21 protein-coding genes and 1 pseudogene are annotated in these 21,952 nt (G+C 43.2%); 11 read left to right on the top strand and 11 right to left on the bottom strand.

The features are described 5' to 3' along the window. Positions 1-25 precede the first annotated feature (25 nt). On the bottom strand, positions 26-526 hold the full coding sequence (locus tag P0078_RS08500; RefSeq protein ID WP_282933974.1) for a lactoylglutathione lyase family protein: 501 nt from the start codon (positions 524-526) through the stop codon (positions 26-28). Positions 527-616: 90 nt separating this feature from the next. Between P0078_RS08500 and P0078_RS08495 the strand changes: the two genes are divergently transcribed. From P0078_RS08495 to P0078_RS08480, 4 genes and pseudogenes are all read left to right on the top strand, one after another. Further along, a complete protein-coding gene (locus P0078_RS08495; RefSeq protein WP_282933973.1) occupies positions 617-1,159 on the top strand; it encodes a LysR family transcriptional regulator in 543 nt (180 codons plus the stop codon). A gap of 143 nt (positions 1,160-1,302) precedes the next feature. Continuing rightward, positions 1,303-1,485: a type 2 periplasmic-binding domain-containing protein gene (locus P0078_RS08490; RefSeq protein WP_282933972.1), complete on the top strand. Its 183-nt coding sequence runs from the start codon at positions 1,303-1,305 to the stop codon at positions 1,483-1,485. Beyond that, positions 1,476-1,769, top strand: coding sequence for a hypothetical protein (locus tag P0078_RS08485; protein WP_282933971.1), 294 nt, complete (start codon positions 1,476-1,478; stop codon positions 1,767-1,769). The genes P0078_RS08490 and P0078_RS08485 overlap by 10 nt, the downstream gene beginning before the upstream one ends. A gap of 17 nt (positions 1,770-1,786) precedes the next feature. Further along, positions 1,787-2,350: pseudogene (locus P0078_RS08480) on the top strand (deaminase); the annotation flags it as partial. 11 nt (positions 2,351-2,361) lie between these two features. On the opposite strand, the gene P0078_RS08475 reads toward P0078_RS08480, so the two are convergent. Further along, positions 2,362-3,264 carry a LysR family transcriptional regulator ArgP gene (locus P0078_RS08475; protein WP_282933970.1) on the bottom strand — a complete coding sequence of 301 codons (903 nt, stop codon included), beginning with the start codon at positions 3,262-3,264 and terminating at the stop codon, positions 2,362-2,364. 130 nt (positions 3,265-3,394) lie between these two features. Here P0078_RS08475 and P0078_RS08470 point away from each other — a divergent pair, with 130 nt between their 5' ends. Then, the gene (locus P0078_RS08470) at positions 3,395-4,015 is read left to right on the top strand and encodes a LysE/ArgO family amino acid transporter (protein ID WP_282933969.1); all 621 of its coding nucleotides are present in this window, start codon (positions 3,395-3,397) and stop codon (positions 4,013-4,015) included. Positions 4,016-4,673: 658 nt separating this feature from the next. Here P0078_RS08470 and P0078_RS08465 read toward each other — a convergent pair. From P0078_RS08465 to P0078_RS08445, 5 genes are all read right to left on the bottom strand, one after another. Then, positions 4,674-5,216 carry an acyltransferase family protein gene (locus P0078_RS08465; RefSeq protein WP_282933968.1) on the bottom strand — a complete coding sequence of 181 codons (543 nt, stop codon included), beginning with the start codon at positions 5,214-5,216 and terminating at the stop codon, positions 4,674-4,676. A 204-nt stretch (positions 5,217-5,420) separates the two neighbouring features. Then, positions 5,421-6,506, bottom strand: coding sequence for a patatin-like phospholipase family protein (locus P0078_RS08460; protein WP_282933967.1), 1,086 nt, complete (start codon positions 6,504-6,506; stop codon positions 5,421-5,423). A gap of 578 nt (positions 6,507-7,084) precedes the next feature. Next, on the bottom strand, positions 7,085-8,104 hold the full coding sequence (locus P0078_RS08455) for a cytochrome-c peroxidase (protein ID WP_282933966.1): 1,020 nt from the start codon (positions 8,102-8,104) through the stop codon (positions 7,085-7,087). Positions 8,105-8,992: 888 nt separating this feature from the next. Continuing rightward, positions 8,993-9,352: a hypothetical protein gene (locus tag P0078_RS08450; RefSeq protein WP_282933965.1), complete on the bottom strand. Its 360-nt coding sequence runs from the start codon at positions 9,350-9,352 to the stop codon at positions 8,993-8,995. Between the two features lie 168 nt (positions 9,353-9,520). After that, positions 9,521-10,483: a GlxA family transcriptional regulator gene (locus P0078_RS08445; protein ID WP_282933964.1), complete on the bottom strand. Its 963-nt coding sequence runs from the start codon at positions 10,481-10,483 to the stop codon at positions 9,521-9,523. Between the two features lie 114 nt (positions 10,484-10,597). Between P0078_RS08445 and P0078_RS08440 the strand changes: the two genes are divergently transcribed. Together P0078_RS08440 and P0078_RS08435 are read left to right on the top strand one after the other, a co-directional pair. Further along, the gene (locus tag P0078_RS08440; RefSeq protein WP_282933963.1) at positions 10,598-10,921 is read left to right on the top strand and encodes an isochorismatase family protein; all 324 of its coding nucleotides are present in this window, start codon (positions 10,598-10,600) and stop codon (positions 10,919-10,921) included. Between the two features lie 231 nt (positions 10,922-11,152). Further along, positions 11,153-11,413, top strand: coding sequence for an isochorismatase family protein (locus P0078_RS08435; protein WP_282933962.1), 261 nt, complete (start codon positions 11,153-11,155; stop codon positions 11,411-11,413). 192 nt (positions 11,414-11,605) lie between these two features. Here the strand turns inward: P0078_RS08435 and P0078_RS08430 are convergent, their stop codons facing one another. Next, a complete protein-coding gene (locus P0078_RS08430; RefSeq protein ID WP_282933961.1) occupies positions 11,606-11,923 on the bottom strand; it encodes a cupin domain-containing protein in 318 nt (105 codons plus the stop codon). A gap of 1,226 nt (positions 11,924-13,149) precedes the next feature. Continuing rightward, positions 13,150-13,917: a helix-turn-helix transcriptional regulator gene (locus P0078_RS08425; protein ID WP_282933960.1), complete on the bottom strand. Its 768-nt coding sequence runs from the start codon at positions 13,915-13,917 to the stop codon at positions 13,150-13,152. Between the two features lie 59 nt (positions 13,918-13,976). Between P0078_RS08425 and P0078_RS08420 the strand changes: the two genes are divergently transcribed. The 3 genes from P0078_RS08420 (at position 13,977) to P0078_RS08410 (ending at position 17,941) form a co-directional block, all read left to right on the top strand. Next, positions 13,977-14,372, top strand: a complete 396-nt coding sequence (locus P0078_RS08420) for a DUF4345 family protein (RefSeq protein WP_282933959.1) — start codon at positions 13,977-13,979, stop codon at positions 14,370-14,372. Between the two features lie 344 nt (positions 14,373-14,716). Continuing rightward, on the top strand, positions 14,717-15,373 hold the full coding sequence (locus P0078_RS08415) for a class I SAM-dependent methyltransferase (protein ID WP_282933958.1): 657 nt from the start codon (positions 14,717-14,719) through the stop codon (positions 15,371-15,373). Positions 15,374-15,994: 621 nt separating this feature from the next. Next, the gene (locus P0078_RS08410; protein WP_282933957.1) at positions 15,995-17,941 is read left to right on the top strand and encodes an aconitate hydratase; all 1,947 of its coding nucleotides are present in this window, start codon (positions 15,995-15,997) and stop codon (positions 17,939-17,941) included. 56 nt (positions 17,942-17,997) lie between these two features. Here P0078_RS08410 and P0078_RS08405 read toward each other — a convergent pair whose 3' ends face one another. Together P0078_RS08405 and P0078_RS08400 are read right to left on the bottom strand one after the other, a co-directional pair. After that, on the bottom strand, positions 17,998-19,014 hold the full coding sequence (locus P0078_RS08405; protein WP_282933956.1) for a patatin-like phospholipase family protein: 1,017 nt from the start codon (positions 19,012-19,014) through the stop codon (positions 17,998-18,000). 750 nt (positions 19,015-19,764) lie between these two features. After that, positions 19,765-20,238, bottom strand: coding sequence for a LabA-like NYN domain-containing protein (locus P0078_RS08400; RefSeq protein WP_282933955.1), 474 nt, complete (start codon positions 20,236-20,238; stop codon positions 19,765-19,767). A 798-nt stretch (positions 20,239-21,036) separates the two neighbouring features. On the opposite strand from P0078_RS08400, the gene P0078_RS08395 reads away from it, so the two are divergent. Continuing rightward, a complete protein-coding gene (locus tag P0078_RS08395) occupies positions 21,037-21,951 on the top strand; it encodes a zinc metalloprotease (protein ID WP_282933954.1) in 915 nt (304 codons plus the stop codon). Position 21,952: the final 1 nt, after the last annotated feature.

Below are 21,952 nucleotides of genomic sequence, written 5' to 3'. Positions count from 1 at the left end.
TGAGTGAATTCTGGAGTGCTTATTATCAGTAGGCACCAGCACTGTAGATCAGCTCATAGCTGTGGCTGTAAATTTCCAGAATGTTGCCAAAAGGATCTTCCATATAAATCATGCGATAAGGCTTTTCACCGGGGTAGTAATAACGGGGCTCCGGCATACGTTTTTTACCACCGGCCGCTACAATCTTATCCGCCAGTTCTTCCAGGTTGGGGTCTTGCACACAGAAGTGAAAGATCCCGGTTTTCCAGTATTCAAAGTTATCTTCTGGGTTTTCCTGATTGCTAAACTGGAATAGTTCTACGCCAATCCGGTCCCCTGTCGATAAGTGAGCAATGCGGAAACTACCCCAGTTTGGGCCAAATACGTCGGTGCACATTTCACCGATAGCACTTTTGTCCTCGGTGATATCTGTGGGCTTCATAATCAGGTACCAACCAAGTACCTCGGTGTAAAACTTCACAGCTTCTTCAAGGTTTGGCACTGAAATACCGATATGAGAAAAGGTTCTCGGGTATGCGTTACTCATAGCTGTCTCCTTTGTTGAATGCGGTTAAGTTACAGCTTCTAATTCATTACGTATAATTATTATTTGTGATATTTTTAAGTAGCATTCGTAATGATAAATCCAGTGTGGTTAAGAAGCTTCTGTACTTTAGCTGAAGAGGGGCACTTCACTCGTACGGCGGATCGCTTGCATATGACTCAGTCTGGGGTCAGTCAGCATATACGCAAGTTAGAGGAGCACTTAGGTGTCGCTCTGTTAGTCAGGCAGGGTAAACACTTCACTCTCACGGATGCTGGTGATCGGCTCTACCGGGAAGGGCAGGGGATTATTCAGAAGCTTTCCAGCCTGGGGCAAATTGTTGGTGAAGACCCTCCCCACCATGGGGATGTGCGAGTGATGTGCCCTGGGAGTGTGGGGCTGAAGCTCTACCCCAAGTTGTTGTCCCTGCAGAAAATCCACCAGGGTTTATCGATTAGCTGCCGTTTCGCACCCAACCTGGATGTGGAGAAGGCCATTGCGGAAAACGGTGCAGATATTGGATTAATGACCAGCCCGCCACAAGCAGAGGAGATTGACAGTCGGCCGATCGCCAGTGAAAGGTTATTGCTAGTGACGCCGGCTGAAGTGAAACCCCCGACTGGGAGTCGCTTTTAGCGCTGGGGTACATAGGCCATCCTGACGGTATACACCATGCGAGTCTATTATTGGGAGCGAACTTCCCACAATTTAGAAGTCTTGAAGATTTTCAACAAAAAGGGTTTTCCAATCAGATCAGCTTAATCCTGGAGCCCGTTAGTATGGGATTGGGTTTTACAGTTTTACCCGCCTATGCGGTAAGTGCATTTCGAAAGCCGAAATTGATTAAGGCACATAGCCTTGAAAATCCCGCTAGTGAGACCCTGTATTTGGCGCTTAGGCGCACTCAACTTGCACCCGCCAGAGTCAGGTTTATTATTGGTGAAATGGAGAAATGGCTTTAATCGGGCTCCTAAGTATCAAAAAGCTGAACAGTTTTGGTAAAAATACCGGGTTGTTTCGCCTCCTGTTATTTTTCGTTCTATCAGAACTTTCTCTTGTGGGAATAGCTAAAGCCGAGAGTGTTAAGGATGAGCAAGATAAGATACTGATGTTGTTGGCTTATTCTATAGTATTCCAGGACTGGGTCAGACCTACTGATAAAAATAAAAGAGGCCATAATATTGGTGCGGTTTTATTTGATGATATTTCCAAGCGCATTGGGGGGTTCAGCTTAATTCGGTTTTAGTCTGTGAGGATAAGACCCAGCACGCTGAAGTGCGTGTAATGCAAAGATGTCTTGAGACAAAATGCTTAGGGCCTCAGACCAAATACTTAACTAATTCCAATGTCAGTATTTATACAACTCTTGAACCCTGCATGATGTGTAGTGGAATGATGATTTTCTTAGGAGTTTCACGCGTTGTATATGGGCAGGCTGATCCCGACTACGGTAAAAGTATAGAGCGATTAAAGCAAAGTTATAATGGAAACTGTGGCAAGGAAAATTCCCAGTGTATCGTGGATAAGCCTGGAAATTATTACACTCGCCGTATAACTTCTGAACCGTCGAAATTAGTACAGAAAGAAAAGCTAGACGGAACTTACTTCGCTTATGAGTTAAAGCATGGAGACCAAATAGTTAGCTTTTTATTGGGAGGCGATGCGAAAGAAATTTATCAGGAATCCTACCGGGACTTCAAAAATCTAAATGTTCGACATAAGGAAAATCAACCAATATATCATCAAGCACTCTCAATCCTAGAACAGCTGGAAAATGGCGAACTGCAGCTGGACTACTGTCCATACTGGCAGTTGCACCATCACTGAGTATTTGAGCACTACTGACTTAGAGCTTTTCGAGCATGTTCTGTGAGGTTGATAGTGATCTCTTTAATCAATTTCGATTTTAAGTTCCAAACATGCCAGTAAAGAGGAATCTTCAAATACTGGTCTTCAGCGAGTTTCACCAACTTTCCACTTTTTAGCAGGCTGGCGATCTGAATATCTGGCGCCATTCCCCAACCCAGCCCCAGAGTTAAGAAACTGAGGAAGCTCTTTGACGAGGGGATTTCATGAGATGGGTACTGACCGGTCTCCACTCCCCAAAACTGTTTAAGGTAACGACTCTGCAATTGATCCTTATAGTTGAACTCCACTGTGGGAGCGTAGTGGAGCTCTTCAACCTTAATCGGGTCTGAAAAAAACTTCTTCTTAAAGGCCTTGGTGCATACCGGGTAATAGGCCATATGACCGAGCAGTACTGATTGGCAGCCCTGGAGGTTACTGGTTGTTGAACTGATACAGCCAATGACTTCACCATTCTTCAGCAGTTCATGGGTAGCGTCCTGATCGTCGACCTTTAGATCCACGAGCAACTGCTGGGATCGAATCAATGGTGTGATGGCGGCCAGGAACCAGGTATCCAAACTATCTGCATTCAGTGCGATACGAACCTTATTCTGGTTGCTATAGCGGGTCTTGCCTCCCTCTGGATCGATATCAGTGAGAAGCTCTTGCTGTAACAAGTGCATTTGCTGGTAGTACCCCAACACTTTGAGGCCGGCTTCAGTGGGTCGCAAAGGGTTGGAGCGTATCAATAGGGCTTGGCCAACCTGGCTTTCTAAGGCTTTGATTCGTTGGGAAATCGCAGACTGGCTGACATGGAGTAGGGCGGCAGCCTTGTCAAAACTGCGCTCCTCTATGACAAAGGCAAAGGCCTGGAGTTGCTTTAGGTCTAGCATAAGAATTTCTTATGAGGGATCAGTATAATTAAGTTTACTTATTCTAGTTTGACTCTTAATCTCGCGCCACTATTCAGGCCCGCAGCCCTGCGGGCACTTCCAAATTAGAGAATGAAACACCGGAGGCATCGTGTTTTCAGGGTTGTTGCTGGCGCCGCTCGCAAAAGGTTTTTTGACTACCATCAGTTTGATTATGGCGATCGGAGCGCAGAATGCGTTTCTGCTGACGCAGAGTATCCGTCGACAATATCACTTTAGTATCGCGGCTTTATGCGTACTGATGGATATTGCCTTGATCACAGGTGGTGTGTTCCTGGTTGCAAATCTCGCACAAGCGGGTGGCGACTGGATGATCTGGCTGACCTGGCTCGGTGCTGCTTTCCTGTTCTCCTACGGTGCCATGGCTTTCCGTTCGGCCTTCACTAACAAAGGTCTTGGAGAGCAAAAAGAGTGGATGAAATCCCGCCGTTCTGCCTTGATTACTGCGGTAGCCTTAACCCTGCTTAATCCACACGCGTATGTGGACACGGTTGTACTGATTGGCTCAGTAGGGGCGCAGTATGCTGGCAATGGAACCTGGTTTTTTGTGCTGGGGGCATGTAGTGCATCCCTGTTATGGTTCACCCTTCTTTCAGTGGGTGGCAGCATGATGCAGCCGCTATTTAAGAACCCCAGAACCTGGCAGGTACTCGATGTACTGGTGGGCATTATGATGTGGACTATTGCTATCAGCTTGTTGTGGGCGCAGTAGACACTCAATAATGGCTGCTTAAATTAGCCGTAGACTAATAAGTCTACGGCTAGTTTCAATTCCTGGCCCCTTACTTATCCCGATAGTTTTCCACACTAACTCCCCGTTAACATTTCCCCTGACCTGTTTAACCCGCCGTTTCGATCACTCAAAAAGCGCCCAAATTGCATACAGGGCCTCTCCAGCAACCAATAAATGGCTGTCGCCAGAGCAAAGCTAAGTAGTGTTACTGCCACAAGAAACGTGGATAGAGAAATACTTGTAAATCCTTGTCCCCAAGGTTGGCTTATGGCCCAGCTTCCGAGAAAGACAATGATTAAATGAAACAGGTAAATGGAATAACTGATAGTCCCCAGAGCGGCTAAATGTCGAATTGGCTTTGGTGGAAGTAATACAAAAACAAGGAAGATAGCTAAAGCGATGAAATGAGATGATACAAAGCGGAGGGGAGTTTCGCTGATCGACCTACCTAATAGGTGCATGGCCATAACGAGTAGTGGTATCGAGAAGGTCGAAACCAGGCCCCAAAGCATATAACGATAACCACGCCTTGTTTCGTAGCAATACCTGAGTAGGGTTCCGCAGAACATAACTGCGATAGCAAAGGGGAGGTAAGTAGTGGTAGCGGGAAGCTGGGAAATTGGAGTGGATGATTGCCCTAAAAGTTGCATGCTGACAAATACTGATAGCACCCCCAGCACACTAAGAGTAGATATCTGGGATTCCCTAGTAGTTGAAGGGTGAACATCAGTGCGCAGAGACAGTAAAAAAGCAGCTCTGCAGTGAGAGTCCAATATAGAATCTGAACACTTTCAAACCCCATAAGGCCTTGCAGCATTGTGGTATTGGCAAGAATAGTAGATGCAGAGAATGTTCGGTCAGCGAGCAACCATGTAAGTCCGATAATTGCAGTCAGGGATAACCAGTAAGCGGGATACAAGCGGAAGAAGCGGCGGATAGCAAAGCTCTTAAGAGTACGGTTAGATGCAAGAAGACTGTGGGGAATGACAAAGCCGGATATTAGGAAAAAGCAAAGTACACCTATCCGGCCAAAATCCAGTTGACTGATAAATTCAGCCAGTGCCGAGCCGTGCTGGGCGATGGATGGGTTGCGGATAAATACTTCACTACCGTGTTGCCAGACAACCAAAGTTGCAGCCAGCCCCCGTAGTACATCGAGATTAAGAAGGCGTGTGTTCATTGCTAACGACCTATATCCATGGTCAATCCAAGAAGGTATGGGTATGATCTTACCTTGCCTTAGTTGAACACACTATCTGTATTCAGTGTGATTGAATTCAAATCTTCTGGCTTTAATGCATGCAAACCCACTATGGCTTCTCATCCAAGGTAACACTGAAAGGCAAGTTCAACTGATCAGGTGGAGTATTCTCCAGCGTTATAGTTACCCTTTGTCCTTGAGGATGTTTACTACCTGATCAACCTCCGTTTTATTTTCCTCAAGAAGCCTATCTGCTAGAACTTTCAGATTCTTACTTGCTGTGTAGTCAAATGGATCAACATATGGATTAACAAGATCTACATTTAAGTAGTTATATTTAATTCTCCCTTTAGGGCTAAGGGATTGTGCGATTTCCAGGGTGTATACTTGTTGATCATCCATGGATCTCTGTACATTAGATATAAGGTCTTTCACCCAATTAATCCTGCCCCAGTTTTTTAAGTTTCTGTAGTTAGCTTCCATTGTACTTAGTGGAGACGTACCGGCCCCGAGAATCAGCACATAGTAGTTTTTTTCAGGGAACTCTCTAATAATTTCGCGTAAAACAATACTGGCTGGATTATTTGCGTATATACCAGCATCGGCATAATAGCGCTGGTGAATATCCTGACCAGTAGTTACGAATTCGACAGGTGGGTATAGCGTTTCCGCACTAGCTGCAGCGGTTACGAGTTGATACAGTGTGTCTGTGGGCAGCTTACTGATTGCTTCTCCACGATTTTTGAATAATTGAAGCTGCCCCATATGAATGTTGAGAGAGGGAATAATGATGTAGTTTTTTAGGCTCGTAAACTTCAAGTTGGCAGTGTAATGTTTTTCCATGGTTTGACTTAAGCGCTCACCGCTAAAGCGAGGGGAGATAAAACCATTAAAGGTTAATAATTTGTGATACCAAGGTACAGAGAATACGTATCTGCTTTCTCGCTTATAAATATCTATAATTTTATCACTTTGATACTTAAGGTTTTCAGTTCTTGGCTGATCATTTTTAAATAATTTTTGAGTCACATTAAGTCCAGTGGCGATGATGGCGCCAGTGGATACTCCACTAAAAACATCAAACAATTCATCGATAGGTTTGCCGGTTTGCTCTTCGATATGTTGAATGACATATAGTGGTATCAAGCCACGTATGCCTCCGCCATCTATGATAAGAATGTTGATAGTATCTTTATCTCTAAAGGAATCGTTACTTTTGATGAACTTCTTGGCAACAGGGCGGGCATCAAACTGAATACTTTGGGTCAATCGATAATTGTAGACGTACACCAAGCCTAAAAACGCTACTATAACCAGTATGGTGATGGCTGATGCGAGCCTAAATCTCATTGATCTGCCTGTACTCTTAACCTTTAATACAGTGAGTATGGCAAAGTAGATTAGTTTTATTTCTTTGTGTTATTTAAAATACTCATAAAGCTGTTTAATTGTCTTGTTTTGAGATTGTTGCTAGGAGTTGAGCGCTACGGGTGACTTTTATTCGTAAGGGGAATGTTCATAATTACTATTTTGTCAGGCTCATATAGCAAGCTACACTATCTATAAAGCGAAAAGCGTATAAGGGAATCTACTGACCGAATACTCAAGTAGTGAGTGGTAATTTAATGGAACTGCCGAAAATCGGTGGCTGAAAACCGTACATCTTTCTACGGGTTTCATTTTTCCGACTAGGTATAAATATTGGTGGAACGCTTTACATTATCTACTGGTTAGTAATCAGGAAACTGTTTGGTCTGCTGGCTGCTATTTCTGAGTGTGGCTGATACGCAAAGGCAGGGCTAAATAATTAAAGTGAACGGGGCCCACCCCGAAGGGTGGGAAATAGTTTAATGAGTTTGATGTTCTAAAGCGTTTAGGAAAGTTGCAATATCATCTACTTGTTGTGTGCTTAGTTTCTGTCCCAATTGGTACCAAGCCATATCGTAAATTGCTTGCTCAATGGTTTCTACACGCCCGTCGTGGAAATAAGGGGCACTTCTGCTTACATCGCGTAACATTGGAACTTTAAACATCATTTTATCGTTTTCAAGGCCTGTAACTTTATAACGACCTAAGTCTTCTTGGTGTGGATATTGGTTGACCAGCCCCATCTTCTGGTACATGTTTCCACCCAAGGTTGCACCATTGTGGCATGCTGAACAACCAGTATTGATAAAGGTTTGTAAGCCCTTTAACTCACTTTTCGTCATAGCCTGATCGTCACCACTCATAAAATCATCAAAACGATCACTTGTAATCAGTGTGCGCTCAAACGCTGCGATGGCCTGAGCAATATTGTCGTAAGAGATAGCATTGTCTTTACCAAAGGCGTGTTTAAAACTTATTTGATATTCGGCAATTTTTGAAATCTTTGTTTCAACAGCCTCTTCCGAAGGCATTCCCATCTCTACAGGGTTTAGAATTGGACCTTTGGCCTGTTCCTTCAGGTCCTCTGCGCGACCATCCCAAAATTGAGCCATCTGGAATCCTGAATTCCAGACCGTTGGAGAGTTGCGATCACCCTTGGTACCAGGTAAAGCTCCCGGTGATGTCGCTTCATTGTCAACGCCCGTGCCATTGTAGTTCCCCACTTGATGGCAGCTGTTACAGGACTGGCTATCATTGACTGAAAGCCGTTCATCCATGAACAGTGTTTTTCCAAGCTCAACCATAGCTGGGGTGTCATTCTCACTGCCTGGCATAGTTTCTGAGAGAGTGCCGAACATAATTTTTGATTGTTGGCGCAATTGATTTATATCAATTTCGACCGCTGCCGATACAGTTGTTGATAGCAAACTTGCTGCCGTTATCAAGCCGCCAATTATTGGAAGCTTCAGGTCTCTTTTCGAAAAAATTCTCTTAATCATTTTGGTATCTTTCCCATATCTCAAAAGCAATGTCAGTTAACCTAATTTTAGTAAAGGTTAGGCGGCGCCACTATATCGGGAAGATCGTTCAGCTGATACCATAATTCAACAAAAAAATTGTTGATTTTCAGAGTATCCAGAATTGTTCACAAAATATTTTTTCAAATATTATTCAGAGTTTGGCTTATACGTTGAGCACACTGGATTTGGCGAGATTGAAGTCTTGCTATTTACCTTTGCAAATTGCAGGGCAGTTTCTAAGATGGCGAGGAGGTGTAGGGTTTAGGGGATACTTATCGGTATCTTCAAAGGTAAATGATTCGTATTTCTATTGGTTGGTAATGGCATATTATTTGCTCGAATATAAGTAGTTCCCCAGCTATCTGAATGTGATTAACTTTTTAGTTAGAGCTTGTAGGTTTTTATCGTATTGTTATGCCTGCTTAATTTTTGTATTGATTTGCGCACCCTAAATAGGGGAGTTTCGCTTCCTATTAAACTACTAGACTTAAAAAAACTTCTTCGATTATTCCACTGCATGGACTGGGGAGCTCAATTGTATAAGTTCCAAAATCGGCAACGAGTATCATTTGTCCATCGTAAATTGGATAATCAACACCAACCATGACTTCTACTACCTCACCAAGTTCTTTTGGTCGGACTGAACCCGTCAAAGGTTCTTGTTTGTGTGGAATCGAGTCAAAAGAGGGAGCGCGTACAATTCCGTCTGGTGGGAAGCGTTTTTCTCTGGGGGTATTCCTTCGTCGCTTTCAATGGAACTTATACCAAGAGCACCATTTATAAAATTAAGTATTAATTTCCACATGTCTTTCTAAGTTACTTTGTAATTCTAGCTTGCTTTAAAGAGATAAAGTTATCTTTGTCGAATTACTTAGGGGCACTGACAAGAGAAAGGTCTCTGATGAATACTGTATCTGGATCATCATCATCTCTCCAAGCAATGCCTTTATCAAGAATTATTCCTTGAGCTATCAAAGAATCAACAACTTTATTTGTCACTTCTTCATAGTGCTTAAGGTCACTTCGTGATCCGTTGATAAACGGCCAGTCGTCGTACGTATCTGATACAAAATCCACGTTATCATTGTGGTGTTGGGCCTTGTACCACTTTACTATGTAAGCAGATAAGGGGTTGCTAAGAATTTCACTCATAGTATTGACGGGTAAATGAAGGAATATGATCTGCTCTTTTTTTGTATTATTTACAAGTGAGTATCCAACTGTCATATTTTCTCATGTTTTATAATGGGTGTTTGTTGATAGGATATTACAGGTTCAATTTTTTTTCGATTGTTTTAAACAACACTCCTCTAAACTCGATGCTGTATGGTTGAATTAATCCTTCTCAGTGAGTTAAGAAATTTGGAACGTACAAGACTCAACCTTCCCTGAGAATTACATTTTAGAGCCACCTGAAAATCTCTGTCGATACTCCTTGGGGGAGAGGCCGGTCTGTTTGTGAAACATTTTCCGGAATGCGCTGACATCCTCATATCCCACTTGCCAAGCGATCTGTTCGACTTGCAATGTGCCTGTTTCCAATAGTTCGCGAGCTTTTTGCAGACGTTGCTGTTGAAGATATTCGGCGGGTCTATAGCCGGTAACCTTTTGAAATCTTCGTAGAAAGGTGCGCTCGCCCAGATTGGCGAGATGAGCCATCTCTGCAACAGAGATTGGTTGTTGATAATCCCGGTGAATTTGCTGCTGTACTTTTAAAATTGCTTTATCACCATGATCTACAGGAGGTAGAAAACTGCGGTAATAACTTTGGTAACGGGTTCCCGTATCCACCAACAGGAAACGTCCTAACTCCATAACTATATGGGGAGGCATGTATCGTCCGACCAGGTGTAACCCAAGGTCAATCCAAGACATTACACCTCCTGCGGTGACAACATCTGGGTCTGCAATCAGGATGGAATCGATATTCAGCTCTATATCCGGGAACTTCTGCTTAAAGGCATCGGCCAGTCGCCAGTGAGTGGTCGCCTGGCGTCCATCTAATAGACCTGCGTCGGCCAACATAAAAGCCCCAGCACAAGCGGAACAGGTTACGGCCCCCTCTTTGTGCCGCTTTAACAACCAGGTACTGACATCTGTCGGTGGCTCCATGTACTCCTGACCTTCCAGTACCGGCGGTACAATCACGATATTTGGGTCTTTAGCAGCCCCTTTTTTCTCGGGTATGACTTTTCCGTCATTAATTAGCCAGCGTGATACCTCAAATAGCGCCTTGGGTTCTGGAATTGACTCCTGACAGATGTGGTTTGCGGTTTGGAACAGGTCGATTAGGCCATAAGTCGCCGACTGAGCCGCTCCGGGGATCATCAGTATTGCAATGTGGATTGTTTGGGTCACTAGCCCCCCTGTCAGTTCTTGCCTGTTTTATGTCGGTCTTGCCACGTCTGTATCTTAGCCCATCGCCCTAACATGCGCTTGTACATTTTAAAGACACACCCAAAGGACAATCTTATGAGCAAGACAGCGCTAATCATCGTCGATATGCAAAACGACTATTTTGAAGGCGGAAAGTGGACTCTTGAAGGCATTGGCCAAGCGTCAAACCAAGCCGTAAAAGTGCTGGCTGAGTTTCGCAAAAAACAGTGGCCAGTTATTCATGTTTGCCATGAATTTCTCAGTGAGGATGCTCCATTCTTTATTGCTGGTAGTGAGGGTGCGAAAATTCACAAAAGCCTTCTGCCTGTTGAAGGTGAGCCGGTAGTACTCAAGAATGAAGTTAACAGTTTCAAAGGTACGGATCTTAAAAAGCACTTGGATGAGCTAGGGAGCCTCTGAATAACTCCGTAATGCCTCTGCGGGTCTTGAAGGCTGCAGATGTTAGGCGCAGCTCGCCGCGAATGGCCGTAGCCCTTTGCAAGAGCTGCAACGCAGCAGCTGTGGCCTTCAAGGCCCGCCCTTCGGGGCTTGCAGAGCGATTCACACTCCGCGTTGCGACTTCTTGAAAGGTCTAGACATTCCTGCGAAGCCGCGCCTTGATTGTGAACCGCTCTGCATGCCAGAGGTATCATGGAGTTATTCAGAGGCTCCCTAGGTGTTAATAAATTGGTCATTGTCGGTGCGATGAGCCATATGTGTATCGATGCCATCACCCGAGCGGCAAGTGACTTTGGCTATGAAAATACCGTTATTCATGATGCCTGTGCCAGTCGGGACATGTACTTCAATGGCGTCGATGTTCCTGCTGCACATATACATGCAGCTTATATGGCAGCACTGCAATTTGCCTATGCAGAGGTGATCAGTGCTGACGAATACTTAGCAAAGTAATTAACTTGCCAGCATCTTAGAGTTAAGCCACACGCGATACTGCTATATCTTTACCGATCAGGACTTTAGGCTTTATAAGCCTAAAGTCCTTCTTCGAGCTGCATGTACAGCTCTATTTCATGATAAATTACACTGCATCTACAGGTTGCCGACTTGGCTTTTAAAGCTCTTAGTTTATGTGCGTGTAGAGATTTAGCTTGTTTTATCTTTAAACCAAAATTCAATTTCATCTGTTTCGACTTCAAAAGTCGCGGAGTGCTCTACATTTGCCGGTACGTGGTACCACTGTCCAATGCCAATCCGTTGGGTGTCACCATTCATGGTGAGTATTAGTTCCCCCTTTGTGATAACGCCATGATTATCTGTGTCATGTGAATGGGGTGGAATGGACGTTCCAGCTGGATATGATGCGAAAAGAACATCACTGTTTTCTGCCTTAAGCTTGTAAGCATCAAAGCGACCATCGTAGGGAGGTAATTCCTTAATTTTGCTTGGGTAACTGCCTGGCATCTCTGCTTCCTTTTTGAGTGCGTATAAAATAGCTTTGGGCTAAAGTTCCTGTAGGTAGAGTAAATCACCGCTCTTATAGTTCCAAGACTATCTTTATTATCTTTGTAGTTGCATTTTTGATCTGTTCTTTTCTATTGGTATGCGAAAGGATGGAGTTTTGGGAATAGCGTGCTAATTATTCGTCTAACTAAGAAGTAGTATGCCGTCAAGAATGTCCCAATATTTAATGAGATAAATTGTTAGTGGAACAAAATGGAGTCAACATTAAGTGCTCAAAATCCATCTTACCCCACTCTCAAAAAATCCCATATTGACTACCCAATAGGAAGTGATAAATGAGCATGTAGTTACCCCAAGAGCCACTTTTATTTGACCAAATCTCCATTGCTCACGAATTCCTAAGTATATTAGTATTCCTATGGTGGTTAGCATCATAGGCTCGTAAAAATACCTAATAGGAGCATTGAAGGGAAATAGGAATAAACCGTAGATAAGCCTTCCTAGTCCCGGCGGTAGTATAGCTACCAAGCTCAGCATCATGCAGAGCATATGCTTTTGGGGAGACTTTCGGTACTGGAATCCGGATAACAGAGAGAATACAAAAAGTGGTAATAAGAATAAGTCAACCCAATATACAAGTTTAAATATTTCACTCTTCTCTAAGGTTGATTCAATAGTGCTGAAAAATGCCCAGTATGAAGTGCCTATAAATATTGTGGCAACGACAACTGACAGCCAACCTAGATATTTATGAAGAGATGTGCTCCCTTTGAGCATTAAATAAGACTGTAAGCACATGATTCCAATCCACAGAAGGGAAACTATTCCATGGATATGATGCATTGTGGATAGGTTTCGGTATGCCATAACATAACTTGGTGTGAATCCAAGAATAATGATTGCCGATAAGCCGCAGAACCAAAAGAAAAGTGACCTAGGATTCAAATGGCTATCCTCATGTACCTATACCTAAATTAAGAGGCTTCTTTGTTTTAGGCGATGGAGTTAATGGTTGGCAGCCATCCTAGCCATACTTATAGAGCTATGCAAATATGTATCTCGCTACAAGTCAAATTAATAGGTCAACTCTGTGGGTTTCTTGGACTTGTATCGTCAGTACATATAGTAACGTATACAATTTATTTGTTATCGCCCTTGGCTAAATATAAGGCTTATTAATTATACTGCTCTAAGGTGGTTTTCGATGAAGTTTAAAAAAAATGACCTTAAGATGGAGGTATTTTATCTCTCTTATTTTTAAATTTAATAAGTGGAATTAGCTTGAAGTCTTCATTCAGAGCCTGAATTTTCCTAATCCTGTCACAGCGAAATACCCGAATATCCTCACGGAGCTTGTCCCAGGCTAGGATGTACCATACGGGATAACTAAGAAAGAGGTAATGGGGTTCAATAGTTCGTAGTGTTTCTTTTCCGCTTTCGTCACAGTAGGTGATCTTTATACGTTGAAGCATTAAGAAAGCCTGGTGGAGCTTCTCGACAGTTTTACGCTTTGGAGTTAAGAAATTTGAGAGCACAACCTCGGAAGCCGATTTTCCGATGATGATACGTGCCTTTATACCATTCACTTTACTTTTCATGGACGATGAAAAGGAAGCCATTACCTTGTGGCGGATGCTACTTAGGTGTGCCATAAAGAGGGGGGACTTCATCTGTTCAGCAATAGCCAAACTAATCATCAGGTCAACAGCCTCCGTATAGTTTAAGTTGACACGACCAACGCCCCAGCGCTGGTCCAAACGGATTCCACCACCGCGCCCCACATCCGTTTCAATCGGCAAGCCTCGACTTCTCAACACCTCTATATCTCGATTCAGCGTCCGAATGCTAACGCCCACTTCCTTGGCAATTTCACCAATCGTGATGGGTTCGTCCGACTTTAATCGGGCGGTGATAACTTCAAGTCTATCTATTCGTGAGAGGGTAGATGTGCGCATAGTTATCAAAATATGCCATATAGTGTCATATTTATCCATATCCTATACCTCGTTCGATGATTTTGAATGATTACAAATTGATTGGAGGTTTTGGGTATATGGCGAAGGCAACTATTGGACGGTGTATTTTAGGTATCTTAGCGCTATTCTTTGTGGGGACTGGATTGGTTCTTATGATCAGTCCATCTGTCATGCTGACCCACACATTTATCGAACCTATTGATTCTGTGAGTGGGCTATCGAGTATTCGCTCTCTTTGGGGTGGGACAACAATCGCAATTTGGGCAATGGTTCTTCTTGGAGCGATAAGATCTAACGTGGACTATATTATGGTTGGATTTATTGCATTGATGTTGGTTCTGGTTGGCCGATTAGTAGGCTATTTTATTGATGGATCTTATCCAGAACTTATCCCTACAGTGGTCCCAACAATTGTGGCTACTGTCATTATGATAATTGCTTGCAAGCTCATGGAACATACTACGGATGCTTAAATGTCGTTATAAGTGCAATCTAACCAAATTAAAGATAACAAGTTCTAGTTTGCTTAATTTGCAATCTATTTTGGATAGGGGTACTTAAAAAACAAATTTTCATATTGAAGTGATTTGCATTGTAGGAAATACTGAGATGGGCAGGCAGAATATCTTAATAGGTATTCTGCCTGCCCCTATTTTACCTAATGTAATCGAGATAGATATTGAGCAAAAGGGTAGTGTAGAATAAGTTGTATTTTACATGTATGTTCAAAACAAAACGGTTACCCAGGTAGTGATTGGTTAATTTAAAGAATAAATTATCTGGTTAGTATTTTATTTTTGACGCTGAAGGAATAGTAATGTCAAAAGATCCAAAGCTTGTTGCTGAGCAGCTTAGAAAACCATCTGGTACATTGGCCTCAGAAACCGCGCAACAAATGAACAAAGCGAATGAAGCAACGAATCTTGCCGCTTTAACAGCTCTCAATGTGGTAGATGGTGATTCTGTTCTAGAAATTGGTCCGGGCAATGGCAAATTTGCAGTCGACGTAATTCGTAAGGGATCTTGTGTCCGCTATACCGGTATTGATTGGTCGAGCGATATGGTTGCAACCGCAAAGGGTCTAAATTTTGAATATATAGAGTCGGGGCAAATGGACTTTTTAGTTGGTAGCTCAGAAAGCCTGCCGTTTGCCGATAAACAGTTCGATAAGGTTCTAGCCGTACACACAATATACTTTTGGGACACCCTAAAAAATCATCTAGCAGAGATCTCCAGAGTACTAGCACCTAAAGGAAAGTTATGCCTGGCTTTTGGCGATAAATCTTTTATGCAAAATATACCGTTCACTCAATATGGATTCAGGCTGTTTGATGAGGGTGATATTTGTACCCAATTGTCTGATACTGGGTTTAAAGTTGTATCCCGCGGGAAGCACAGTGAGTATGGAGAAAGTAATACAGGGCAGCTTGTGGAGAAGAAAATTAATATAATTGTGTGTGAGCTGAATCCATAAACAATTGCCAATCTTGGGAAATTGTATCTTTCCGAAGAATACTTTTTATTTTGACTGATTAAATAGAAGTTCTGGATTGAATTAAACCCCTATCTTCTAGTAATTACTCCCCTATCGACCGTATGTGGCTGCATATACTCAGTCATTTTTCAGAGATTACAAAACTGCGGAAGCAAACGGTTCAGGTAGCGCTAGCGTATGTTAGGGCTACTAAGAGTCCGTGGATATAGCATTGGCGCTTACATAGTCCTGCAGCTATAACGGTGCTTCAGCCGAGGAGGCTAGGGAGCCTCTGAATAACTCCGTAATGCCTCTGCGGGCCTTGAAGGCTGCCGATGTTAGACGCAGCTCGCAGGGAATGGCCGTAGCCCTTTGCAAGAGCTGCAACGCAGCAGCTGTGGCCTTCAAGGCCCGCCCTTCGGGGCTTGCAGAGCGATTCACACTCTGCGTTGCGACTTCTTGAAAGGTCTAGACATTCCTGCGAAGCCGCGCCTTGATTGTGAACCGCTCTGCATGCCAGAGGCGTCACGGAGTTATTCAGAGGCTCCCTAGAGCTACAATGATCAAGATCTAGTTATATCAATACTAGAAAGCTCCAGCTCACTCACCGGGTATCCCTTTATGCCTATGAATCTTGCGCAGAAACTTATCCAAAGCCACCTTGTGAGTGGATCAATGGAGCCTGGCAGCCCAATAGAGATAAAGATCGATCAGACGCTAGCTCAGGATGGGACGGGAACACTTATTATGTTGGAGCTTGAGGCACTTGGTTTGTCTCAAATCAAGACCGAGCTTTCAGCACAATATGTAGACCATAACCTGTTACAGACGGATTTTAAAAACGCCGACGATCATATATTCCTGCAAAGTGCCTGTCGTAAATTTGGAATTTGGTTTTCGCGGCCCGGTAATGGTGTCAGCCATCCAGTACAGATGGCTTGTTTCGATGTGCCCGGTAAGACATTACTTGGCGCCGATAGCCATACTTGTGCAGCGGGTTCTATGGGGATGCTGGCGATTGGTGCCGGTGGCTTACAGGTAGCAATGGCCATCGCTGGGGTCCCCTTTGCACTGAAAATGCCAAAAATACTCGGTGTGAAGCTCGAAGGTGAGCTGCCGCCATGGATTAGCGCTAAGAACATCATTCTGGAAATGTTGCGTCGGCAGTCTGTTAAGGGCTGTGTTAACAAGATTGTTGAATATTACGGCCCCGGCCTGGATAAATTGACAGCGATGGATCGCCATGTGATCGCCAATATGGGACAGGAAATGGGCGCTACCACCAGCGTCTTTCCTGCCGATGAAGCAGTAAGGGCTTTCCTAAAGCAGCAGCATCGTGAAAACGACTTTGTCGAAATGACGGCCGATGAAGGCGCGGGTTATGACGAAGAAGATACTATTGATTTATCAAACCTCGAGCCGTTAATTGCTTGTCCATCAAGCCCAGACAAAGTCGTGACAGTCCGTGAAGTGGAGGGCCGTCCTATCTATCAGAGCTATATTGGATCTTCTGCCAACCCAGGGTTGAGAGACTTTGCGATACCCGCACGCGTGGTTTCAGGTCGCAGAATAGCCGATGACGTTTCCTTTGACATCAACCCAACCTCACGTCAGTTGCTCGAAGAGCTTAGTCGGAGTGGAGATCTGACAAAATTGCTACAAGCGGGAGCTCGCTTGCATCAAACTGGGTGCGGTGGCTGTATCGGCATGGGGCAGGCCCCCGCCAGTGGTGGTATCAGCTTGCGTACGGTCCCACGTAACTTCCGTGGCCGCTCAGGCACCGCAGACGACCAAGTCTATTTATGCAGCCCCGAAGTGGCCACTGCCAGTGCGTTAAGAGGGGTGATCACTGACCCTCGTGACCTGGATATGGACTACCCTAGCTTCCATGAGCCGGAATATCTACCTGATATACGTCCGTTACTGCAGCCGCCTCAAGAAATCCCAGTAGCAGTTGAGTTGATCAAAGGGCCAAATATCAAGCCCCTTCCTGATTTTGAAAAACTACCGGAAGTTTTAACTGGCCCATTATTGCTGAAAGCAGGGGACAATGTTTCCACTGATGAAATATTACCTGCTGGAGCAGAAATCTTACCGCTACGCTCAAATATCCCTGCCATCAGCCGTTATACATTCTCACGAATCGATGAATCGTTTTATGATCGGGCAGTGAAGCTCAATGGAGACTGTTTTGTTGTCGGTGGTGAGAATTATGGACAAGGCTCCAGCCGTGAGCATGCGGCAGTATCTTCACGCTTTCTTGGGGTAAGGTGCATAATTGCAAAAAGTATGGCCCGTATACACCGGCGTAATCTTATTAACTTTGGTGTACTGCCATTGCTATTTGAAGAATTTGATGATTACGATCGGCTTGAGCAGGGTGTAGCTCTTGAAATGGACAATCCAATTGCACAGATAAAGTTAAGCAGTTCAATTAAATTGATAATTAAATCATCTGGAGAGTGTATTAACTTGCGGAGTGATTTGGCTAAGGACGAAATTGAAGTACTTGAAGCCGGAGGTATGATTAACCAGGTTCGAGAAAAATACCTAAGCTCTGATAAGTAGTATGACTTTCTATGTCTGTAATTTGATAAAGCCAGCGCTGGTCCCGATCAGTAGCATTACTGATACCTATGGCTCCCTTGGTTGTTGACTAATATAGTAGCTATTTCTTCCAGCTCTTTATCAAAATACTCTGCATTCCTCTCTCCCGCTTTTTTTAACTTCTTCAGGTTTTCTGGTGTCGAATTGTCCATAGCTGAATCAGCAGTGTAAAGCTTCGGTTGTATCCGGTAGTAATTTGAATTCTCTACGGTAGAAGAAATTTGCTTCATATAGTAATGAACCATTTGCGCGCTTCCATTTACGGCGATATCAATGGCGGGCCTTGCCCAATTGAGTATCCCCCAATCTTTAACCTCCTTGTATTTGTATCCTGAAAGTTGCCTGCCAGTACCCAGAGATACAATAACCATATCCTTCATCCCAGAGACCCCGCTGAATTTTATGGCTTCGGAGTAGGCGCATAAAGCAGGATCACTGGCTACCATGCCGCCATCAATTAAGACATATTTATTGTTGGATGGGGGGAGTGAAAAGATGCGTGCTGGCTCAAAATAGGTTGGTACTGCGGTGCTTCCCAGTAGAAGGTCTTTAACCAGAAAGTCTTCATTCTTTACTATGGCACAATGTTGCCTAAAAATGATTTGTTCCCGCTTTTTGATATCATAGGAAACAAAGCAGCAGGGCTTTAATAGATTACTAAGTTTAATTTTCCCAAAGAATTGCGATAAAACCCTGTCCAACTCCATGGAACAGTACTTTTCCTCCTTCAATAACTTTAACTTTTCTAGAAAAGGCCATGAGCCTGAGCCAAATACCTTCTCGCCTTCCTTAAGGTAGAGGCTGACAGCATCCTGGGCAGAAAATTTTGGTTTTCCATTCTTGTTAGGACAGATATATGCAGCGCCCAATATTGCGCCGGTACTTGTTCCCGCTATCAAGTCGAAATATTCGCCTATTTTGGCATCTGGATTACCTGACTTCATCTTTAGCTTGTGTTCAAGAGATACCAATATCTGACCAGGTAAGACTCCTCGGATTCCCCCGCCATCAACAGATAGGATTCTGATAGCCATAATTCACTCTTCTTGGTTTTATTAAGTGTACATTGACTTAGAAGCAATAGCAGTTAACTGATTATTTAATCACTGTGCGTTGGTTGTCTATGTGGAAGCTTAAAAAGAAATTGATGTCATTGGGCTGTTATGTGTTTGGGTTGGCGTGGGAATAAGGATTTATATGAAGTCTAGAATGCCTTGAAAGTTATGTGTGTAACTTAATATGAATATCATTTGGGGCAGTAATATTAAAAAGGTTTTTCTCCGGGCGTTGCATTTCGGGACGTTTTATCAGGTGGTGGCAATGTAGAATAATGTTAAAGCGATTGCAGGTCGAGTAACAGGTAAGTCTATGTGGTGAATGGGCTTGTGGTCTGTATGAGTCTGCTACTTGTACTTATTGATTTTATGTTTGGGGGTATGGTTAGTTTGATTTTCTGGCACTGATAGTTTTTCCGATAGGCTGAAATAAATATTCCCTGATTTTCATTGCTGTTGATGTTTGAGTGCCGGTTTTTTCTTAATTGAGCCCCATTGTTTGATTTTGGTTTTTATTTAATGTTTTAGTTTTATCCTGAATTATTTTGTTATGTGCTTTCTGAGGTGTTTTCATGTTCAGGTTAGATCAATTAAGTGGTCTCTTTGGTTCCTTAACAGCTGAAGCTGATGAGGGGGCGAAGCCTTTCAGGGAACATTTTTAATGTATGAGCCTCACATATTTTTACTGAGACACTGCCGTAATTCAGAGCTCTTGTACCTCCGTAATTGTTAAAGTAGTAATCTGGTTTCAATAGGTGTGAATTTGCTTGCTGCATTAATTAATGCTCCAGCTGTTAGTTCCGGAACGCCATACACTTCAACATTCTTGCCTCTATTCACTCTTAGAGTATGAGCTAGAATGTCAAAATCGCCATCTCCTGAAACTAAAATTACAGTATCCACGAAACTTGAATACTCTATGGCATCTATAGTTATCCCTACATCCCAATCTCCTTTGGCAGATCCATCTGACCTTTGTGTGAAGGGCTTTAATTTCACTTCAAAGCCGATAGATCTCAATATATTTTGAAACTCCTGCTGTTTCTTATCGCCTCGTTCGATGGCGTAGGCTATAGCCTTTACTACTTTTCTATTGTTCGTTATTTCCTGCCAAAACTTATTGTAATCAAAGTTTCTTTTATATATTTGTCTGCATGTATAATAAACATTTTGCACATCAACAAATATAGCAACCTTTTCCATCTGATAATCCAGTGCGTTGTGATATCTAATACACAAAGTAATGATGTGATATATCAATTCTTTGAGTGGTCTTTTTCGGAGGGTATTTTTGCATATTTGAGTAACAAATGTTAGTTAAAGTTGCGGGCTGGCTCAATTTGTATGCAGCTTTTAATGATGATATGAGTTCATATCCTGACTTAGTGGTGAGTAAATACTTCGCAAGATGATGTTGTGTGGAGTAGAGATAGGGAATTTTATGCAGACTTTTAGATGAAAGTTGATGAGATTAAAGAGAATTGCTAGTGCCAATATTTACTCTAATTGGAAGGAGTTTCCCCTGCTGAGGAGAGGGGAGCGCAAAAATTGAGTTGGATTTGGAGGTTTTAAACTTGAATTTTCGCTCTGAGGAATTGTGTTGCTCGAAAATACAATTTGTTCTTGGTTAGGCATAAGCTAAATAGGACTCTTTTGATAGAAGATATTTGATATTCATTCTTGTGGTCGGCTGTGAGGTTGGGTAGTCAATAAGTTTTGAATTTATTTGGTGTTTTTTAAGTGCGTTGAGTTTATATTTTGATGGTAAATGTTGGCTCTAGTATTCTTTTGGGCGATTTCAATTGTAACTATTTTGGGGCGATTTCTGATTTTTGTTTTTAATCTTAAATACTCGTGTTGAACATTACGCCGCATTAAAGAGTTTGATGTCATTATCCTCAATTTAAGAATTACTTCTATTGACAAGGGTTTGCCTGAGCGTGGAAAGTTGGCGGGCTCTTATTGGGAGTTCCATTTAATAATAAAATTAAGGCTCAGGTTATGAGGAAGACTATTTCCAGTGTTTCGATAAAAGCTGCGTTATCATTGTGCATGTTTGCATCATCAACTATTGGTTTCGCTCAAAGTGTTTCTTCTGTTGAGGCTGCTAGTAATAGTGGTGGACTCAAGCGCTGCGGAACAGATCACCCTTCCATTCAGGAAGCTGCATTAAAAGAACAGCATTTTTCTACTTTGCGTAGTGGGCTAAGTGAAAAAAGTGTGGCGCATACCTTGCGTCCGGTAGGTTCAGTTGAGGTTGATGTGTATTTTCATGTAATTACTGACAGAAGTAATAATGGGGCGCTATCAAATAGTGAAATCAATGCACAAATGGATGTGTTGAATGATGCTTACGCAAATACTCCATTTACCTTTAACTTGGTTTCAACAACTGTTACTGCAAATAACTCTTGGTATAACGTTGGGTACAACTCTTCAGCTGAGCAGGCTATGAAGTCCTCATTACGGGTTGGTGATGCAGGGGATTTGAATATTTATGTAGCTGAACTTGGTGATGGTTTACTTGGCTGGGCTACATTTCCAAGCAGCTATTCCTCTGATCCTCTGGATGATGGCGTTGTGATTTTAACCGGTTCCGTACCCGGAGGTGATGCTGCGCCTTATAACGAAGGAGATACCCTGACTCATGAAGTGGGGCACTGGTTAGGCCTATACCACACGTTCCAGGGAGGATGTCGTGGGCAGGGGGACTATGTTTCAGATACGCCTGCGGAGAGTTCGGCTGCATATGGTTGTCCGGTAGGGCGAGATACCTGTACCAGAGGAAGAAATGCAGAGGGGGAAGATCCTGTAACTAACTTTATGGATTATACCGACGATAGTTGTATGTACGAGTTTACTGAAGGCCAGGCCACACGAGCGGATGAGCAAAGTGTGACTTATCGTGGCCTGTAAT

It is taken from the genome of Microbulbifer sp. VAAF005 (assembly GCF_030012985.1).
In the GTDB taxonomy this organism is placed as follows: Bacteria; Pseudomonadota; Gammaproteobacteria; order Pseudomonadales; family Cellvibrionaceae; genus Microbulbifer.
This window is presented reverse-complemented; position numbering and strand designations above follow the sequence as displayed.

Coding starts and splice junctions, on each gene's coding strand:
- P0078_RS08500 (WP_282933974.1), bottom strand. CDS start 526: ATGAGTAACGCATACCCGAGAACCTTTTCTCATATCGGTATTTCAGTG.
- P0078_RS08495 (WP_282933973.1), top strand. CDS start 617: ATGATAAATCCAGTGTGGTTAAGAAGCTTCTGTACTTTAGCTGAAGAG.
- P0078_RS08490 (WP_282933972.1), top strand. CDS start 1,303: ATGGGATTGGGTTTTACAGTTTTACCCGCCTATGCGGTAAGTGCATTT.
- P0078_RS08485 (WP_282933971.1), top strand. CDS start 1,476: ATGGCTTTAATCGGGCTCCTAAGTATCAAAAAGCTGAACAGTTTTGGT.
- P0078_RS08475 (WP_282933970.1), bottom strand. CDS start 3,264: ATGCTAGACCTAAAGCAACTCCAGGCCTTTGCCTTTGTCATAGAGGAG.
- P0078_RS08465 (WP_282933968.1), bottom strand. CDS start 5,216: ATGAACACACGCCTTCTTAATCTCGATGTACTACGGGGGCTGGCTGCA.
- P0078_RS08455 (WP_282933966.1), bottom strand. CDS start 8,104: ATGATTAAGAGAATTTTTTCGAAAAGAGACCTGAAGCTTCCAATAATT.
- P0078_RS08450 (WP_282933965.1), bottom strand. CDS start 9,352: ATGACAGTTGGATACTCACTTGTAAATAATACAAAAAAAGAGCAGATC.
- P0078_RS08440 (WP_282933963.1), top strand. CDS start 10,598: ATGAGCAAGACAGCGCTAATCATCGTCGATATGCAAAACGACTATTTT.
- P0078_RS08435 (WP_282933962.1), top strand. CDS start 11,153: ATGGAGTTATTCAGAGGCTCCCTAGGTGTTAATAAATTGGTCATTGTC.
- P0078_RS08430 (WP_282933961.1), bottom strand. CDS start 11,923: ATGCCAGGCAGTTACCCAAGCAAAATTAAGGAATTACCTCCCTACGAT.
- P0078_RS08425 (WP_282933960.1), bottom strand. CDS start 13,917: ATGGATAAATATGACACTATATGGCATATTTTGATAACTATGCGCACA.
- P0078_RS08420 (WP_282933959.1), top strand. CDS start 13,977: ATGGCGAAGGCAACTATTGGACGGTGTATTTTAGGTATCTTAGCGCTA.
- P0078_RS08415 (WP_282933958.1), top strand. CDS start 14,717: ATGTCAAAAGATCCAAAGCTTGTTGCTGAGCAGCTTAGAAAACCATCT.
- P0078_RS08410 (WP_282933957.1), top strand. CDS start 15,995: ATGCCTATGAATCTTGCGCAGAAACTTATCCAAAGCCACCTTGTGAGT.
- P0078_RS08405 (WP_282933956.1), bottom strand. CDS start 19,014: ATGGCTATCAGAATCCTATCTGTTGATGGCGGGGGAATCCGAGGAGTC.
- P0078_RS08400 (WP_282933955.1), bottom strand. CDS start 20,238: ATGGAAAAGGTTGCTATATTTGTTGATGTGCAAAATGTTTATTATACA.
- P0078_RS08395 (WP_282933954.1), top strand. CDS start 21,037: ATGAGGAAGACTATTTCCAGTGTTTCGATAAAAGCTGCGTTATCATTG.